This window comes from Pacificoceanicola onchidii (genome assembly GCF_004804335.1).
GTDB lineage: Bacteria > Pseudomonadota > Alphaproteobacteria > Rhodobacterales > Rhodobacteraceae > Pacificoceanicola > Pacificoceanicola onchidii.
In genome coordinates, this window is record NZ_SRXY01000003.1 from 314,797 (window position 1) to 331,148 (window position 16,352).

Genomic DNA, 16,352 nt, shown 5'->3' on the forward strand with positions numbered 1-16,352 from the left:
AGAGGCCATGGGGCGCAAGGCGTGGAATGTCGGCGCGAGAGAGGCCCGCGCCGACAAAACAGCTTAGAATTGGTACGTCACGCCGATTTCGATCGAGGTGAAATCCGCGTCGATGTCGCTGTAAGGCACGTCGGTCATATAATCGGCATCGTTGAAGGAATGGTGGATGATCGCGCCACGCAGGGCGACGTTCTTGGACACCATGTGCTCAAGGCCGAGACCAAAGACATAACCATTGACCCGCTGGGTCTCACCATTGCGGCCGCGCCCGAACACACCGTCATCATCGGTGTAGGCATAGACGTCGGCGGCGGCAAAACCGGCAAGACCGAAGACCAGCGTCTGCGGACCGACGGTATAGCCGAGCTTGGCGCGGAGCGAGCCGAAGCGGTCGATCTTTGCGCCGCACTCATAGACCGTGTTCGAACAGTCTTCGTGGCCATTGATATCCGCGCCGGACAGGGCCAGTTCGGCACCGTACACCCATTTGCCGTTCTGGATGTTGTAGCCAAGCAGGAGGCCGTAGCCGCTGCCGCTCAGATCGCCTTCGCCGTCACCGGGAAAGTTGCCGCCGTTGCCGAAATCGCCGGTGTTGGCGGACAGGCTCAGGCCGGCATAGGCGCCGGACCAATCATGGGCGACAACAACGGGGGGCAGGGGCTGCGGATCTTCGGGCGGCCCGTCGGCCTGTGCGGTGGCGGCGAGGCCAAGGCAGGCCAGTGTGGTCAGGGCGAAAGTGGTTTGCTGAAACATGGTGGTTCCCTCGAAAAACTATACGAACGAAGTATCTGCCTCATGCGGAGGGAGAGCCATGGTTGGATCACTCGCTTTTGTCTTTGTGTGGCTTTCGTGTTGCCCTGTGTCGCCGTTGCTGGCGGCGCGCCCTAAAAACCGCCTGCATATGTCGTTTTCCCCCCTCAATCGCCGGAAACCGCGTACGGCCCATGCGCGGAGCGGGCTACATCTTTTGCCAACGCGGGGCGGGAAGGCCCTTTGGCTGATACGGAAGGGATGATTGACCATGGCTGAGGCAGGTACGCGCAGACGGGCTCGGGGTGGCGGCGGGGCCGCGCGGCGGGCGGAACGGACGTCCGTTGTCGTGGAGACCGCGCGTTTCATCGAACGCAATATTCCCAATTTCGAAGTGCTGAACGAAGAGGCGCTGCAGGTCATCGAGCACAACGCCGAAACGGTGCTCGAAGAGATCGGCGTCAACTTCGTCAACAACCCCGCCGCGCTGGAGCGCTGGCGCGAAGCGGGCGCGGATATTGATGGCGAGCGGGTGCGCATCCCGCGCGGGCTGGCGCGGGAGCTGTGCAAGACGGCTCCGAGCCAGTTCACCCAGCACGCGCGCAACCCGGCCAAGAACGTCGAGATCGGCGGGCGCAACCTCGTCCTTGCACCGGTCTATGGCCCGCCTTTCGTGCGCGATCTGGAAGGCGGCCGCCGCTATGCCACGATGGAAGATTTCCGCAAATTCGTGAAGCTGGGACAGATGTCGAAGTGGCTGCACCATTCGGGCGGCACCGTCTGCGAGCCGACAGACATTCCGGTGAACAAGCGTCACCTGGACATGATTCACGCCCATATGACCCTGTCCGACAAGCCTTTCATGGGGTCCGTCACCGAGCCGAGCCGGGCGCAGGATTCGGTGGAGATGTGCGAGATCCTCTTTGGCAAGGAGTTCGTGCAGGACAACACGGTGATGGTCTCGCTGATCAACATCAACTCGCCGCTGACCTTTGACGATGTGATGATGGGCGCGTTGGAGGTCTATGCCGCCAACAATCAGGCTGCGATCATCTCGCCGTTCATCGTGGGCGGGGCCATGTCGCCGGTGACGGTTGCGGGCACGCTGACGCAGGTTCTGGCCGAAGTTCTGGCGGGCGTGGCCTACAGCCAGCTGATCCGCAAAGGGGCGCCGGTGATCATGGGGGCCTTTGTGACCTCGATCGACATGAACTCGGGCGCGCCGACCTTCGGCACGCCGGAAGCGGCGCATGTGACCTATGGTGCGGGCCAGTTGGCGCGACGTCTGGGCCTGCCGTTCCGCTCCGCCGGCTCGTTCTGCGGCTCGAAACTGCCCGACGCGCAGGCGGCTTACGAGACGGCGAACACGCTGAACATGGGTTTGCAGGCCGGTGTGAACTTCATGCTGCACGCCTGCGGCTGGCTCGAAGGCGGGCTTGTCTCCAGCTTCGAGAAGTTCGTGATGGACGCCGACCAGCTTGGCGCGCTGCACCACTTTGCCAAAGGTGTGTCGATGGATGACAACGGTCAGGCCATGGATGCGCTCCGCGAGGTCGGGCCGGGCGGACACTTCTTGGGCTGCGCGCATACACAGGCGAACTTCAAGACGGCGTTCTGGCGCTCCGAAATGCTGGATTACAAGCCGTTCGAGACCTGGTCCGAAGAAGGCGCGCGCGATACGGCGACGCTGGCTGCGGCGCGGGTGCAAAAGCTGATCGATACCTATGTTCAGCCGCAGATGGACCCGGCCATTGCCGAAGCGCTTGCCGGATATGTTGCGAACAAGAAGGCGTCGATGTCGGACAGCTTCCTCTGACCGTGCCATGGGGCGCAGCAAAATCCATTGATGGATTTTGCAAATTTCTTTGAAGAAATTTGGTCCGCCCTGAACCGGCGGATCAAATCCCGGCCTGGCTCTGGCGCAGAAGCCGGGCCTCGCCCATGAGCGCCGAGAGAACCTCGACGTGACGCGAGATGCTGTAGCCGGCTTCCTTGCGGCGGCGGCTGTCATCGATGTCCGTTTCCAATTCGATAAGCTTCATTAACGCCGATCCGTGCCGTGCGGGCGCTCCGCCGCCGAGCAACCGGCCGAGATGCGCGGTGCGATTATAGTCCTGCGCGGCGATCCGTGCGGCCCGAATCAGCAGGCGTGGACGATGCAGTTCGCTCAACATGCCAAGGATATCTTTCATCGATCTTGTCTCCGGTGGTTTGTGCCCCTGTCGCAGAAGGTGACACAACCACCGGCGGTGTTGCGCATTGATGCCCAGACGCGAACGATGGGTTACCGGACTGTTTAGAAATTAAGTTAAATCTTGTGTCACCACCCGGATTTTAACTTTGGAGTAACACACACACGCCTAGGTTGCGAATTGTCCATGGGGATATTTTTGTGGATAACCGATCGCCCGGGGAAGGGGAAACATGATCGAGGCCAGAGACAGCGATATGACGGCCTTGCTGCCGAAATGGGTGCCTGATGCGGCGCGCGTGTACCTTGCGCATACCGAAGAAGGCTTTTCGATCCGCGAGTTGGCGCGGCGGGCGGGGTGTCATGCCTCCACCGTTCTGCGGCAGGTGCGACGGATCGAGACACGGCGTGATGACCCTTTGATTGATGCAGCCTTGCGCCAGCTTGGCCGTGTCCGTGCCACCCGGGACGCAATACAGTCAAAAGGGGACTTTGACGTCATGACTGCTTTTAACGATATGCCCGCCCAGCCGGATGAAAAAACGCTGTCGCGCGAAGCGCGGCGGGTTTTGCGGCGATTGTGCGAAAACGGCGCGGTTCTGGCCGTGGCGGCGGAAATGGACAAGGCCGTGGTTGTGCGGGACATGGGCGAAGGCGGCAGCACGCGCACTGCCGTGGTCGATAGCGCCATTGCGCAGGCCATGGCTTTGAAAGAGTGGATTGCCTGCGACGAACCGGGCCGCATCTCACGCTATCACATCACCTCTGCCGGGCGCGCGGCGCTCAACAAGCTGATGGCGGAGCAGGAGAACCGCGTGCGCGGTTTTGCTGAAGCGCAGGCGGGATTCGATACCGGGCGCGCAGCGGACGTGGCCCTGGACGAAATCGACCGGGATCCGCGGGCCCGCAAGGGGCGGTTCATGCTGGTGGACAGCCCGCTGACCGCTCTGGCCCGGCGCAAGGACAAGGAAGGCAAGCCGTTCCTGAGCGACGTGCTGATCACCGCGGGTGAGCGTCTGCGCGAAGACTTCGAACTGGCCCAGATGGGCCCGCGCACCACGCAAAACTGGGACCAGTTCCTGACCGCCGGCGTTCAGAGCGCGCCTGGTGGAGCGGAGGATCATGGTGCGGGGGCGGCGCGGGCGCGGCTTGAAGCGGCACTTAAGGATCTCGGGCCGGGCTTGGGCGATGTGGCCTTGCGCTGCTGCTGCTACCTCGAAGGGCTGGAGACCGCTGAAAAGCATCTTGGCTGGTCGGCGCGTTCGGGCAAGGTCGTGTTGCGTATCGCGTTGCAGCGATTGCGCCGCCATTACGAAGAGCGCAGCGCTCGGGGCGGTGATCTCGTCGGATAAGGCAGGGTCGGCGCGGTTCGCCGAACCATCGAACGACAGGGCGCGGGGGCTGCCCTCATAAGATTTCCTTTACAGGTATTCGGTTTGCGATAAGACAAGCCGCATGACCATTACGCTCAAACAACTCACCTACTTCAAAGCGCTCGCCGAGCAGGGCAATTTCCGCCGCGCTGCCGAGACATGCTTTGTCAGCCAACCGGCGCTTTCCGTACAAATTCAAGAGCTTGAACGCAGCCTTGGTGGTGCTTTGGTGGAACGCCATGCCCGCCGCATCGTATTGACTCCGCTCGGGCGCGAGGTTCTGGAAACCGCGCACCGGGTGCTCTCGGAGGTTGCGGCGCTGGAGCACAGCGCGCAGAACCGGCAGGGCCTAGGCGGGGTTTTGCGGCTTGGGGTGATCCCGACGATCGCGCCGTACCTGTTGCCGGACGCCCTTGCGGCGCTGCGCGCTTCGGATATCTCACTCGATGTGCAGATCACGGAAGGTAAGACCGACCGCGTTCTGGACCAACTGACGGAAGGGGCGCTGGATGCCTGTATACTCGCGCTGCCGACGGAACGGGATGGCCTGGAGGAGCGGCCGCTTTTCGAGGACCGCTTCCTGCTCGCAGGCAGCGCGGCGCGGATGGAGGCGATGGAGACGCATATCCGGCCCGATGCGCTCAGCGAACGTCAGATCCTGCTTTTGGAAGACGGGCACTGCCTGACTGATCAGGCGCTTGCGGTGTGCGGGCGGGGCCGGGGACATCCGCGCATTCACATGGGGGCCTCGTCCTTGCCGACGCTGACGCGCCTGGTGGAGGCGGGTTTCGGACTGACGCTGATGCCGGAATTGGCGGCCCGCTCGGAGATGGCGCTTGCGCCGGGGCTGCGGCTGCGGCGCTTCGATGACCCTGAACCGTTCCGCGCCATTGGCCTCGTGCGTCGGGCCACGCGCCAGCCGACGGAGTGGTTTGGCGCGCTTGCGGACACGCTGGAGACCGTGGGCTGTGCCTTGATGGAAGACGCGCGGCGGGCGGTATAGGTTTTCCACCACCCGTACCTTCTTTACCCCACCCATACCTTTTTTGCCCCACCCTAACCCTCCCCAAGGGGAGGGGATTGCGCGCCTGTTCCCTCCCCTTGGGGAGGGCTAGGGTGGGGCAGGAAGGTATGCGGGGTTTACCGTAGGTAGGGCATCGGGTCCGTGCTGTCGAACCCCTTGCGCACCTCGAAGTGCAGGAAGGCCGGATCGCCGGCGCGGACCTTGCCGAGCGGTTGTCCCTTGCTGACCGCATCGCCTTTTTTCACCGTGATATCATCAAGGTGCGTGTAGACGGTGATCACATCATCCGGGTGGCGGATGAGCAGGAACTTTACCCCTTCGGCTGTTGTGCTGATCGAGGCGACCTTGCCCGAGGCGGCGGCTTTGACCGGGCTGCCTGCGGATGCGGCGATGTCGATGCCTTCGTTCCGGCCTTTGGCGTAGTCGCGGATGATGCTGCCCGAGACCGGCATGACCATGGCGGCGGTCGAGGCCGGTTTGGCCTGCGATTGCCCGATTTCCGCCACGGGTTTTTCCGGCTTCGGCGTGGTGGCGGCGGTGGTTGTGGTTTGTGCCGGGGGCAGGGTTTCCGTTGGCAGCGGTTTGGCTGCGGAGGGCGGCACCGGAGTGGGTGAGCCTTCGCCCGGTTCGGTCACGGCTGCGGTCTCGCGCACGGGTTCTGCATCGCGGGTGACCGGGATCAGCAGGAACTGGCCTTCCCGGACGGAGAATTGCTGGTCCAGCCCGTTCCATTCGGCCAGCGACCGGGGCGAGACATTGTAGAGCCGTGCGATGGTAAAGGCCGTCTCGCCGCGCGCCACCTGGTGGCGGACGGGTTCGACCCCGGACGCGCCTGTCTGTGCGGCGGGTGTTGTCGGCTCGGCTCGGTCAATGGCATTGCCCGCCAGCGTGGCCACATCGACGTCCGCAGCCGGACGGATCACACCGCTTTCGGATTCGGAAACCCGGCGGGGCAGGGCAACAATCTCGCCCCGACGCAGCGGATCGGTTGTCTTGATGCCGTTGTAGCGGGCCAGCTCATCCGCGGGCAGGCCAACACGTGCCGCCACATCGGCCAGCGTGTCGCCGCGTCGCGCGATGGCGACCTGGTAATTCGGGTAAGACAGCACCCCGCGCGTGTCCGGGCTGGGCCGGTTCTCGGCGCGGGCGCTCTGCGCCGCCCCGGAGGTGTCCAGGCTGCCGCCCATCTTGCCGCGCAGGTCAAAATCCAGCGTATCGGAGCAGGCGCTCAGCAGCGCACAGACCGCCACGGCGGAGCTCAGTCGGGTAAGTCCGGAAAACGTCATCTCGATGTCCTCGCGCGTGCCTCCGTGTCCCCGGAGGTCAGCAAATAAAACAGGGCCTTTAGTCCTTGCCCAAACCTTCTACCAGCGGAACAAACCGCACCGGGCGCAGTTCCTCGTAGTCGAACCCGCCTTCGTGCCGTGTCACCCGGATCAGCCGTTGCACCGCATCGGACTGCCCCACCGGTACAACCATGATACCGCCAATTTTCAGCTGGGCCAAGAGCGGGCCGGGGGGGTCTTCCGCTGCGGCAGTCACCAAAATGCGATCAAACGGGGCCTGATCGGGCAATCCGTGAGAGCCATCGGCAGTGAAAACGGTGATATTGTTGATACCCTGCGCCTCAAAAACGGTCCGCGCGGCGCGCACAAGGCGGCGGTGGCGATCCACCGTGTAGACCCGCCGTGCCAGTTGGCTGAGGATCGCGGCCTGATAGCCGGAACCCGTGCCGACTTCCAGAACCTTGTCACGCGGGCCGACCTGTAGAGCCTGCGTCATGGTGCCAACCACCGAAGGCTGCGAAATGGTCTGGCCGCAGGCGATGGGCAGCGGCATGTCCTCGTAGGCGCGTTCGGTGAAGTAGCCTTGTATATAATCCCCGCGATCCACACGTTCCATGGCTTGCAGCACGGCGCTGTCGGTCACGCCTTTGGAGCGCAGTGCAAAGAGGAACTGCATCTTGGCTTCGGCGTCGAAGGTCATGCAAAGCTGTCTTTCAGCGCGTCCAGCATGGCGTGATCGGTCAGGTCCGCACGCATCGGTGTGACAGAGACATAACCGTCGAGGTTGACGGCAGCGTCGGTGCCCGGCGCTGTTCCGATGCGCTGGTTGCCGCCCTTGGCCCAGAGAAAGCGCCGCCCGGAGGGGGAGACATGCGGCTCGACCGAGAAATTGGTGTTCGGGCGAATGCCTTGCGGGGCGAGTTTGACGCCCTTGACGGCATCGGCGGGTACGGGCGGGAAGTTGACGTTCCAGAAGAGCGTATAGGGTTGATCGTCAGAGGCATTGGTGGACAGGATCCGGCGAACAACATCCGCGCCATAGGTGGCCGCCGCCTCAAAAGGGTTATCAAGACCCATGGTTTCCGGCCCGAGGTATTGCGACAGCGCAATAGATCGGATGCCCTGCAGCGCGCCTTCCATGGCGCCGCCCAACGTGCCGGAATACAGCGCGTTTTCGGCGGAGTTGTTGCCCCGGTTCACACCCGAAAGGATGAGGTCCGGCGGCGTCTCTTTCAGAACGTCATGCACCCCGGCCATGACACAATCGGCCGGGCTGCCTTCGGCGGCATAACGGCGTTCGCCCATCTTGGCGATCATCGTGGGGTGCGTGTAGGAAATGCAATGCGCGACGCCCGATTGTTCAAAAGCGGGGGCTACGACCCAAACCTCGCCATCCGCGCCGGCGATGTCCTGCGCAATGGCTTCGAGAATTGCCAGTCCGGGGGCGTTGATACCGTCGTCATTGGTGATGAGAATGCGCATGAGGGTGCCTGTCCTTGCCTTTCTTCCTCAATAGGCGAAGGGCGGAGGGCGGGCAAGGTGCCGGGAGCGTTTGGCCCTAAGCGGCCGTTCCTCTCACCCCAGGCGCGGAATCAAGGCCGCAGGCCGCCGCGCCTATCGACGGGCCGTCCCCACGGCACGGCGATTGGGTTGATGCTGGGAACTGCACCGGCCTAGCGCACCAGTGACAGGAATAAATCGAGAGGATCAACGGTTGGATCGCCGGACCACGGCCCGTCATGTCGGAGACATGCTTCCAGCATGATGGCGCGGCTTGTGCTCTAACCCTGAGGTTCCTGATCAAGTCAGGGACGGGGTGAACTCAATGACTGATCAAGGCCAAAACAGGCCTCGCGCCACTACACCCCAAGGCGACCCAACAACCGCGCCGCCTCATCCGCCGGTTTGATCAGCGGCTCCCGATCCTCTCCGGGGTGAAACCGTGCGCGAGTAGCAGTGGCCAGCGGGCGTGGCTCAAGCACCTGAACCTTCGGTCCGGTCGTAACCGTCTCCGCCTGCCAGCTACGCGCCAGCGCGATCTGCGCCGCCTTAGTCGTCCCGTAATGGCCAAAGAACTTCTCGCCGCCATGCGGGTCGTCAAAAAACAGCGCCTGCCCATCGGTCCCGAGCAAAGGCGCAACAAATGGGATCATATGCCCCATGGCATCAACGTTGATCGACAAGGACTTCTGCCAGTCCTTCGGATCCATGTGATCGGCGGGAGTCAGCGGGGCAGCATGAATGGCGGTATGCGCCCAGAGCGCCAGAACACCACCCGCCTCATCGCCCGGCCCCCAGCGGTCATGGATCGACCGGCACAGATGCGCCATGGCGTCGCGATTGGTGATGTCCATGGGGGCGAGGGTCGCCTCGCCGCCTTTTGCCTTGATCCGGTCATCCAGATCCTCAAGACCGCCAACGGTGCGGGCAACGGCGATGATGTGATAATCGGGCGCAAGCGCCTCGGCGAGGGCAAAGCCAAGGCCGCGCGAAGCGCCAGTGATAAGAGCAAGCTTGGTCATGCCCTTCCTTTGCGGCGGAACGCGGCCAAGGTCAAGCGCTACCGCCCTGGCTTCTTTGGGCAGGAAAATACCTCGGGGGGACGCAGCCCTGCTGCGGCGGGGCAGCGCCCCAAAAGAAAATTTTCACCGAAAAATTTTCCCGGCCCGGCTTTGCCCTATCCGAGAATACCCGGCCAGTTCACCTCGCCCTTGGCGATGTTGCCCGGCACGTCCTTGAGCCAAAGCTCGCGGGCACGCAGGTTTGCGTTGAGGTACAGTTTACCCTCGTAGATCGTCCAGGCCTCCGGCTGGGTCGGGGCAAGATAGCCGAGCGAGGCCGCATAGGCGCAATAGCCGCCGAATTGCGGAGCGTAGGCTTCCGGGTTCGCCTTGAACAGGGCGGCGTTTTCGGCACTGACAAAATGCCACGTGGCTCCGTTCCAGTCCACGCTGTGGGCTGCGCTGCCCGCAACCGGACCCTTGTTGTCGAAATAGGCCACGGCGTCAGAGCCGTCGATGGCGACGCCGCTTTCCTGATAAGTCTTCGGCTCGCCAGCCAAAACAGGGCGCGCGGCCAGCATCAGGGCAGGGGCCGCGAGGGCGAGGCCAAGGGCGTGGCGGCGGGTGAGGGTGGTCATGGGTCAAGTCTCCGGCTGTGGTGATAGACCGAAGATGGGACAAGGCGCGCCGCCATGAAACCCGGCCTCGCCGCCTCGTGACCGGACCTGCGCCGCGCGTGAGCGCTCTGTAACATTTCGGAATCAGCGTGGCATATGCAGCCGTGTCGAGTTTGACAGGATCAGCGCATCCGGCATCACGCCAATCACCTGCTGCGCCCCGAGGCGGCTGCCCACGATCAACTCCGCGACATGCCCATCCGGCAGTCGGACCAGCGCGCGCTGCGCGTTTTCCTGTCCAAAGACCCCGAGCAGCACAGGTTCAAAGCGCGGCAAGGTGGTTTCCTGCGTCGCATGGCTGCGCACGCTTCGAGGCGTTGGCGCGGAAGGGACAACGCGGCTGCGCTGTGCCTTGAAAGACGGCGTTTCAGGGCGCGGCTTCGGGCGCAGGGATCTGGTCAGGGTCATGAGGGGTCGGCCCGATCTGTTACAAGGACATCGGCCGAGGCATTGGTGCTCGGCAGGACGGCGGGCTGTTACCGCGCCATGCCGAAAGGCAGAAGAGGGGCCCCCGGATGTGAGCGCCCCTCTGCCTGTTTGGTCAAAGCCCCGGCGAAAATCCGCAGAGCGACTGTCGTGGCTACTCAGCCGCCTTCATCACAAAGCCCTTCTCGATCATATCCGCCGGTTCCACCGGATATTCACCCGAGAAACAGGCATCACAATACTGCGGGCAGTCGGCCTTGCGGCCTTCGGCTTCGCCCACGGCGCGGTAGAGGCCATCGAGAGAGATGAACTTGAGCGAGTCGACGCCCAGATGTTCGCGCATTTCCTCTTCGGACATGGTTGCCGCCAAAAGCTTTTCGCGCTGCGGCGTGTCGACGCCGTAAAAGCAGGGCCAGGCTGTCGGCGGGGAGGCGATGCGGAAGTGCACTTCCTTCGCGCCCGCATCAAGGATCATCTCCTTGATCTTGCGCGAGGTGGTGCCGCGCACCACCGAGTCGTCCACCAGGATCACCCGCTTGTCCCTGATCAGGGCGCGGTTGACGTTGAGCTTTAGGCGCACACCCATGTTGCGGATCTGCTCGGTCGGCTCGATGAAAGTCCGGCCCATGTACTGGTTGCGGATGATCCCCATGGCATAGGGAATGCCGCTTTCCTGGCTGTAGCCAATGGCCGCAGGTGTGCCGCTGTCCGGCACAGGACAGACCAGATCGGCCTCAACCGGGGTCTCACGGGCCAGTTCCACACCGATCTGACGGCGGGTTTCATAGACGGAGCGCCCGCCGATGATGCTGTCCGGGCGGGAGAAATAGACGTGTTCAAAGATGCAGAAGCGCGAGGGGCGCGGGCGGAAGGGCTGGGTGCTTTCGATCTCGCCCTTGTCGGTGATGACGATCATCTCGCCCGGTTCGATCTCGCGCACAAACTCCGCGCCGATGATGTCGAGCGCACAGGTCTCGGACGACAGCGCATAGCCATCGCCGATCTTGCCAAGCACCAGCGGGCGCACGCCCAGCGGGTCACGCACACCGATCAGCTTGGTGCGGGTCATGGCGACCACGGAGAACGCGCCTTCGACCCGGCGCAGGGCATCTTCCATGCGTTCGGGAATGGTGCGTTGCAGCGAGCGGGCCATCAGGTGGATGATACATTCGCTGTCCGAGGAAGACTGGAAGATCGAGCCGCGCTCGATCAGTTCCTTGCGCAGGGCATCAGCGTTGGTGATGTTGCCGTTGTGCGCAATCGCCGCGCCGCCCATGGAGAACTCGCCGAAGAACGGCTGCACGTCACGGATCGCGGTCTGGCCTTTGGAGCCGGCGGTGGAGTAGCGCACATGCCCGATGGCGAGCGGGCCGGGCAGGGTTTCCATCAGGGACTGCTTGGTGAAGTTGTCGCGCACGTAGCCAAAGCGGCGGGCGGAGTTGAAACCGTGATCGGGGTGGTGGCAGACAATGCCGCCAGCCTCTTGTCCACGGTGCTGCAAGGCGTGCAGGCCAAGGGCGACAAAATTCGCGGCATCCGTGACCCCGACAACACCGAACACACCGCATTCTTCATGCAGCGTGTCGCCGCAATCATCATCGCGTGCGTAATCGAAATCAAAGGGATGGGCGGGGGGCATAAAGCGGTCGGACAAGTGGCGCTCCGAATCCTGTTTGTGCGGGTTGGCCCCCACATAAAGCCTCAGAGCGCGACTGTCACGAAACGATCACAATTTGTCGGAAATCCGTGCTGTCCTGCCAAGCTTTTCGAAAGATTTTTGCCCTACGCAGGGGAACAAATGAGCAGTGAGGGTGCGATGTTTCTCCGTAAGCGCGAAATTCCTGAAGGACCGCAAAACTTTGGCGCGATCATGCGGATGATCGATACAACCATGTGCCGGGTCGAGTTCAGCCCCGAGGGCAAGATCAACTGGGCCAATGCCAACTTCCTTGCGGTGTCGGGTTATACGCTTGAGGAACTCAGCGGACAGGACCGGGGCCTCGTCTGCGAAGGCGCAGAAGGTGATGATGGCCGTGAGGCCGGGCAACCGTGGAAGATCCTCGAAGAGGATCAGACGTTCTCGGGGGTTCTGAAGCTCAAGACCAAGGGCGGCGAGATTCGCTGGCTCACCTCGACCATTGCGCCGGTGTTGAACAAGGACGGGCAGACGCAGCGGTTCATGCAGATTTCCCGTGACGTGACGCAAAGCAAGATCGCCAACGACAGGATGCGCGCGGCCCTTGTTGGATTGGGGCAGGGGCGGCTGGATCAGACGCTCGATTTGCCGGACGTGGAAGGATTCGAAGGGATCGCCGGATCGTTCAACGATGCGATGGCGGCGCTTTCGAACGTGGCGCGCGGCACGCTGGGTACGATGGACTACCTCGGCGATGACGCGCGCGAATCCATTTTGCGCAACGACCGGCTGACCAAGGATATGCGCAAGCAGGTGGAAACATGCGAAACCGCACGTCAGGAAATGATGGATGCGGACAGCGCCCAGGCGGAAATTGCCTCTGAAATGCGCGACAATCTGGACATGATTTCCCGCAGCACAACGCTGGCGGAGGAGGGCACTGTCGAAATGCGCCGCGCCAGCGAGGCGGCGCTGTCCATGCACGATCAGGCAGAGGCGATGATCGAGGTGAACCGGTTGATCGATTCCGTCTCGTTCCAGACATCCCTGCTGGCGCTCAACGCCGGGATCGAGGCGGCGCGCGCCGGGCCTGCGGGGGCGGGGTTCTCTGTTGTTGCCGCGGAAATTCGCGGTCTGGCCAGTCAGGCGGCCGAAGCCTCCGGTGAAATCGCGGGCCGGATTTCCGGCATGGCGGACCGGGTCAAAGAGGTGGTCGCCTGCGTCGAACGCGGTGACAAGCGGCTCAAGGATCTGTCCGAAAGCCTCGGCTCGGCGTCCCGGCAAATCTCTGGCGTGACCGACATCACGGACCGTCAGGCCAAAGAGCTGTCACAGGCCCAGGCGGTTCTGGCCGGTCTGGTTCGGAGCCTGTCGGATTCGGCGGACCGGACAAGCAACCAGACAGAGTTGTCCAAGGAGGCGGCCAAGCGTCTTCGGGAGGTCACGGACGATATTCGGTCCATGGTTGGAGCGTTTACAACATCCGACCAACCCGAGACGGAGAAACGGGCCGGATAAGCTGATCAGGTATCGGAGCCGGCGGTGTCCGTGCCATCGGGCGCGGCGCAGACGCCCACGAGCTGCTCGTACTGGCCGGTGATCCAGCCAAGCGCCTGCTCCGGGTTCTGGTCTTCGACGCGGTCGGTGAAGCGGGAGAAAACCGCCGCAGAGCGCGAGTCGTCGATCATCGGGATGTCCTGAGCGGTGATCACGGTTTCATAAACGAAGAAGGCAATCGCCACGAGCAGGATGCCGCGGGCCACGCCAAAGAAGAAGCCGAGCGCCTGATCCAGCCCGCCCAGTGCGGAGCGCTGGATCAGCGAGGAAAACAGCGGCGTGAACAGCGAGGTGATGACCAGTGCCACGGTGAACACGGCGGCAAAGGCTACGACCACAGACAATTCGCAACCTCCGTTTCCGGAGAGGAATTCGCCGATGACCGGCGCTTCTTTGACCAGAGGCTGAACCTGCGCCGCGAACATGAAGGCGAGGATCGCTGCAACAACCCAGCCGGCAATCGCCATGGTCTCGCGCACCAGCCCGCGTGAATAGGCCAAGAGGGCCGACAGGACGATGATGCCGGCGACCGCGCCGTCGATGATCGTGAAACCTTCCATATCCTCTGCCCGTCCCTTTGCTCTTGTTCGTTGTTACCACACGCGGCGCGACGTGGGATCACCCGGCGCCGAAGACCTCGCCGACAAATGTGGTGAGGTCCTCCATGCGGGACAGGGTCATCGCCTTGTTCGAGGCCGCCTTGCCGCCTTTGGGCAAGATCGCCGTGGAGAAACCAAGTTTTTGGGCTTCTTTCAACCTGTTTTCGGTTTGACCCACCGGCCGGAGCGCGCCGGAGAGGCTGATTTCGCCAAAAACCACGGTTTCTGCGGGCAAAGCGGTGTCTTCGCGGGCGGATAGTAGCGCAGCGGCCACAGCCAGATCCGCAGCCGGTTCGCTGATTTTCATGCCTCCCGCTACGTTAAGATAGACGTCCAGCCCGGCAAACGGGATGCCGCAGCGCGATTCGAGCACGGCGAGAATCATCGCCAGACGCGAACCATCCCAGCCCACGACACTGCGTCGGGGCTGGCTGTGCGGGGAAGGCGCGACAAGCGCCTGCAGTTCGACAAGAACGGGTCGCGTGCCTTCGATGCCGGAGAACACGACGGAGCCGGGGGCAGGGGTGCCGCGCTCAGATAGGAAGAGGGCGGAGGGGTTCACCACCTCCGCAAGGCCGGAGCCAGTCATCTCGAACACGCCGATCTCGTCAGCGGGACCAAAGCGGTTCTTGACCGAGCGCAGGATGCGGAACTGATGGCCTCGCTCGCCTTCGAAATAGAGCACGGTGTCGACCATATGTTCGACAACCCGAGGCCCGGCGATCTGTCCATCCTTGGTCACATGGCCGACCATGATCACCGCGCTGCCGCGTTTCTTGGCAAACGACGTGAGCTCATGGGCGGCGGCTCGGACCTGGCTGACGGAGCCGGGGGCGCTGCCGACCGTGTCGGACCACATGGTCTGGATCGAGTCGACAATGGCAAGGTCCGGGCGCTCCTGATCAAGCGTGGTGAGGATGTCGCGCAGGTTGGTCTCGGCCGCGAGTTTGACACTGGCCTGGGCGAGGCCAAGGCGCTGTGCGCGCAAACGGACCTGAGCGCTGGCCTCTTCGCCGGAGATATAGATGACCTTGAGCCCGGCTTTGGCGAAGGCGGCTGCGGCCTGCAAAAGAAGCGTCGATTTGCCGATGCCCGGATCGCCGCCGACCAGCACGGCGCTTGCCGGGACAAGCCCGCCGCCCAGCACGCGATCCAGTTCGGAGAGCGTCGAGGCGGTGCGCGGCGGCGGGGCTTCCTGTGTGGCCAAATCGGTCAGGGGAACGGCCCGGCCGCGCGCGGACAGGCTCTGTTTGCCCGGCCCTTCGGAGAGCGGTTTCTCTTCCTGAATGGTGTTCCATTCGCCGCAGGAATCGCAGCGGCCCGACCATTTGGAGAAGGCTGCGCCACAGGATTGGCAGACAAAGGTCAGGGTCGGTTTGGCCATGGGGGATCCGGAGTTCTGAGCGAGACGTCAGAGCGTTATGCCGCAAAGCGCGGGCAAGGCCAATGGGGCTACTCCGCTGCGCGGTCCCAATAGGTCACGGTGTTCTCCGGCGAGTTTGGCCCGGACGTGGCGGGCGCGTCTTCGCCGGGGGCATTGGCCATCGGTTCCGGGTCGTCAGCACTGAGTTCCGGCAGCAATCCGTGCAACTCGTCGCGCAACCGTTCGAGCTGCGCCTTGGCGATGCTCTCTTCCATTTCGACCTGCTCGGTCCAGCGGCGAATGTCGACCGCCATGGCCTTGGCGCGGTCGATGCGCTGGTTGAAAAGGTCGATCTCCTGCTGGCGCGCGATCAGGAAATCGCGGGCGCGGGTGAGGTTGCGATCCGAATAGGTTTCCGCCAGTTCGTGGCTGACATGGCTCATCTGGGAGGCCAGTTCTAGGATCGACGGCTCAAGATCGGCCAGATCCGGGTGGTCGCGCAGGAAGGCGATGCGCTCCCGGATGGAATCGAACTCGCCTTTCATCTGAAAGGTCTCTTCGCGGTCCTTGCGATGGGCCAGTGCATAGGCGCGGGCCACGTCTTTCTGGTTCATGAAGAACTGGCGATGCGAGTTTTCGAGCGCCATGATCCGGGCGTTGGACGGCAGGAAGAAGCAAAGCAGCACCGCCAGAGCGGTGAGGCCGATCTGCACCATCATCCCGGCCTGCGGGTAGGAGGCCTCGCCAAAGGTCAGCGAGAGCGTGAGCCAGGGGGCATAGTTCATCGCGGCGGCAGCGGTATAGCCAAGCAGGCCGAGGGCGGCGGCGACGATCAGAGCGAAAGCCAGCCGTTGCAGGACCATGCGAATCACAATCGCGATGTCCCGGAGCTGTTGGGGCATGGCTGGCTAACTCCTGTAAAATCCAATATAAAAATTGTCGCATCGGCAAGTTTATGCCGACGTTAAG

16 protein-coding genes are annotated in these 16,352 nt (G+C 63.1%); 4 read left to right on the forward strand and 12 right to left on the reverse strand.

Annotated features, from left to right (window positions below; genetic code table 11):
* Positions 1–63: 63 nt before the first annotated feature.
* Positions 64–753 (reverse strand): outer membrane protein, encoded by a 690-nt coding sequence (locus tag E4662_RS09760; RefSeq protein ID WP_136441348.1) that lies wholly within the window; start codon positions 751–753, stop codon positions 64–66.
* 268 nt (positions 754–1,021) lie between these two features.
* Between E4662_RS09760 and E4662_RS09765 the strand changes: the two genes are divergently transcribed.
* Positions 1,022–2,566 carry a trimethylamine methyltransferase family protein gene (locus E4662_RS09765; RefSeq protein WP_136441349.1) on the forward strand — a complete coding sequence of 515 codons (1,545 nt, stop codon included), beginning with the start codon at positions 1,022–1,024 and terminating at the stop codon, positions 2,564–2,566.
* Positions 2,567–2,648: 82 nt separating this feature from the next.
* Here E4662_RS09765 and E4662_RS09770 read toward each other — a convergent pair whose 3' ends face one another.
* A complete protein-coding gene (locus E4662_RS09770) occupies positions 2,649–2,942 on the reverse strand; it encodes a DUF6477 family protein (RefSeq protein WP_136441350.1) in 294 nt (97 codons plus the stop codon).
* Between the two features lie 232 nt (positions 2,943–3,174).
* Between E4662_RS09770 and E4662_RS09775 the strand changes: the two genes are divergently transcribed.
* Together E4662_RS09775 and E4662_RS09780 are read left to right on the forward strand one after the other, a co-directional pair.
* Positions 3,175–4,293, forward strand: a complete 1,119-nt coding sequence (locus E4662_RS09775; RefSeq protein WP_136441351.1) for a DUF6456 domain-containing protein — start codon at positions 3,175–3,177, stop codon at positions 4,291–4,293.
* 103 nt (positions 4,294–4,396) lie between these two features.
* Positions 4,397–5,317, forward strand: a complete 921-nt coding sequence (locus E4662_RS09780; protein WP_136441352.1) for a LysR substrate-binding domain-containing protein — start codon at positions 4,397–4,399, stop codon at positions 5,315–5,317.
* A gap of 137 nt (positions 5,318–5,454) precedes the next feature.
* On the opposite strand, the gene E4662_RS09785 is transcribed toward E4662_RS09780, so the two are convergent.
* From E4662_RS09785 to purF, 7 genes are all read right to left on the reverse strand, one after another.
* Positions 5,455–6,624, reverse strand: coding sequence for a LysM peptidoglycan-binding domain-containing M23 family metallopeptidase (locus tag E4662_RS09785; protein ID WP_136441353.1), 1,170 nt, complete (start codon positions 6,622–6,624; stop codon positions 5,455–5,457).
* Between the two features lie 58 nt (positions 6,625–6,682).
* On the reverse strand, positions 6,683–7,324 hold the full coding sequence (locus E4662_RS09790) for a protein-L-isoaspartate(D-aspartate) O-methyltransferase (RefSeq protein ID WP_136441354.1): 642 nt from the start codon (positions 7,322–7,324) through the stop codon (positions 6,683–6,685).
* On the reverse strand, positions 7,321–8,106 hold the full coding sequence (gene surE, locus E4662_RS09795; protein WP_136441355.1) for a 5'/3'-nucleotidase SurE: 786 nt from the start codon (positions 8,104–8,106) through the stop codon (positions 7,321–7,323). Before surE ends, E4662_RS09790 begins: the two co-directional genes overlap by 4 nt.
* Positions 8,107–8,483: 377 nt before the next feature.
* Positions 8,484–9,146: an SDR family NAD(P)-dependent oxidoreductase gene (locus tag E4662_RS09800; protein WP_136441356.1), complete on the reverse strand. Its 663-nt coding sequence runs from the start codon at positions 9,144–9,146 to the stop codon at positions 8,484–8,486.
* 155 nt (positions 9,147–9,301) lie between these two features.
* Positions 9,302–9,763, reverse strand: a complete 462-nt coding sequence (locus tag E4662_RS09805) for a YHS domain-containing (seleno)protein (protein WP_136441357.1) — start codon at positions 9,761–9,763, stop codon at positions 9,302–9,304.
* A 123-nt stretch (positions 9,764–9,886) separates the two neighbouring features.
* On the reverse strand, positions 9,887–10,210 hold the full coding sequence (locus tag E4662_RS09810) for a hypothetical protein (protein ID WP_136441358.1): 324 nt from the start codon (positions 10,208–10,210) through the stop codon (positions 9,887–9,889).
* Positions 10,211–10,382: 172 nt separating this feature from the next.
* A complete protein-coding gene (purF, locus tag E4662_RS09815) occupies positions 10,383–11,867 on the reverse strand; it encodes an amidophosphoribosyltransferase (RefSeq protein ID WP_136441359.1) in 1,485 nt (494 codons plus the stop codon).
* Positions 11,868–12,044: 177 nt separating this feature from the next.
* Here purF and E4662_RS09820 point away from each other — a divergent pair, with 177 nt between their 5' ends.
* Entirely contained in the window at positions 12,045–13,382 is a 1,338-nt protein-coding gene (locus E4662_RS09820; protein WP_168797949.1) for a methyl-accepting chemotaxis protein, read from the forward strand.
* 5 nt (positions 13,383–13,387) lie between these two features.
* Here the strand turns inward: E4662_RS09820 and E4662_RS09825 are convergent, their stop codons facing one another.
* The 3 genes from E4662_RS09825 to E4662_RS09835 form a co-directional block, all read right to left on the reverse strand.
* Positions 13,388–13,981 (reverse strand): CvpA family protein, encoded by a 594-nt coding sequence (locus E4662_RS09825; protein ID WP_136441361.1) that lies wholly within the window; start codon positions 13,979–13,981, stop codon positions 13,388–13,390.
* 58 nt (positions 13,982–14,039) lie between these two features.
* Positions 14,040–15,404 (reverse strand): DNA repair protein RadA, encoded by a 1,365-nt coding sequence (gene radA / locus E4662_RS09830; RefSeq protein ID WP_136441362.1) that lies wholly within the window; start codon positions 15,402–15,404, stop codon positions 14,040–14,042.
* Between the two features lie 68 nt (positions 15,405–15,472).
* Entirely contained in the window at positions 15,473–16,285 is an 813-nt protein-coding gene (locus tag E4662_RS09835) for a DNA repair protein (protein ID WP_206080282.1), read from the reverse strand.
* Positions 16,286–16,352 lie beyond the last annotated feature (67 nt).

Coding starts and splice junctions, on each gene's coding strand:
- E4662_RS09760 (WP_136441348.1), bottom strand. CDS start 753: ATGTTTCAGCAAACCACTTTCGCCCTGACCACACTGGCCTGCCTTGGC.
- E4662_RS09765 (WP_136441349.1), top strand. CDS start 1,022: ATGGCTGAGGCAGGTACGCGCAGACGGGCTCGGGGTGGCGGCGGGGCC.
- E4662_RS09770 (WP_136441350.1), bottom strand. CDS start 2,942: ATGAAAGATATCCTTGGCATGTTGAGCGAACTGCATCGTCCACGCCTG.
- E4662_RS09775 (WP_136441351.1), top strand. CDS start 3,175: ATGATCGAGGCCAGAGACAGCGATATGACGGCCTTGCTGCCGAAATGG.
- E4662_RS09780 (WP_136441352.1), top strand. CDS start 4,397: ATGACCATTACGCTCAAACAACTCACCTACTTCAAAGCGCTCGCCGAG.
- E4662_RS09785 (WP_136441353.1), bottom strand. CDS start 6,624: ATGACGTTTTCCGGACTTACCCGACTGAGCTCCGCCGTGGCGGTCTGT.
- E4662_RS09790 (WP_136441354.1), bottom strand. CDS start 7,324: ATGACCTTCGACGCCGAAGCCAAGATGCAGTTCCTCTTTGCACTGCGC.
- surE (WP_136441355.1), bottom strand. CDS start 8,106: ATGCGCATTCTCATCACCAATGACGACGGTATCAACGCCCCCGGACTG.
- E4662_RS09800 (WP_136441356.1), bottom strand. CDS start 9,146: ATGACCAAGCTTGCTCTTATCACTGGCGCTTCGCGCGGCCTTGGCTTT.
- E4662_RS09805 (WP_136441357.1), bottom strand. CDS start 9,763: ATGACCACCCTCACCCGCCGCCACGCCCTTGGCCTCGCCCTCGCGGCC.
- E4662_RS09810 (WP_136441358.1), bottom strand. CDS start 10,210: ATGACCCTGACCAGATCCCTGCGCCCGAAGCCGCGCCCTGAAACGCCG.
- purF (WP_136441359.1), bottom strand. CDS start 11,867: ATGCCCCCCGCCCATCCCTTTGATTTCGATTACGCACGCGATGATGAT.
- E4662_RS09820 (WP_168797949.1), top strand. CDS start 12,045: ATGTTTCTCCGTAAGCGCGAAATTCCTGAAGGACCGCAAAACTTTGGC.
- E4662_RS09825 (WP_136441361.1), bottom strand. CDS start 13,981: ATGGAAGGTTTCACGATCATCGACGGCGCGGTCGCCGGCATCATCGTC.
- radA (WP_136441362.1), bottom strand. CDS start 15,404: ATGGCCAAACCGACCCTGACCTTTGTCTGCCAATCCTGTGGCGCAGCC.
- E4662_RS09835 (WP_206080282.1), bottom strand. CDS start 16,285: ATGCCCCAACAGCTCCGGGACATCGCGATTGTGATTCGCATGGTCCTG.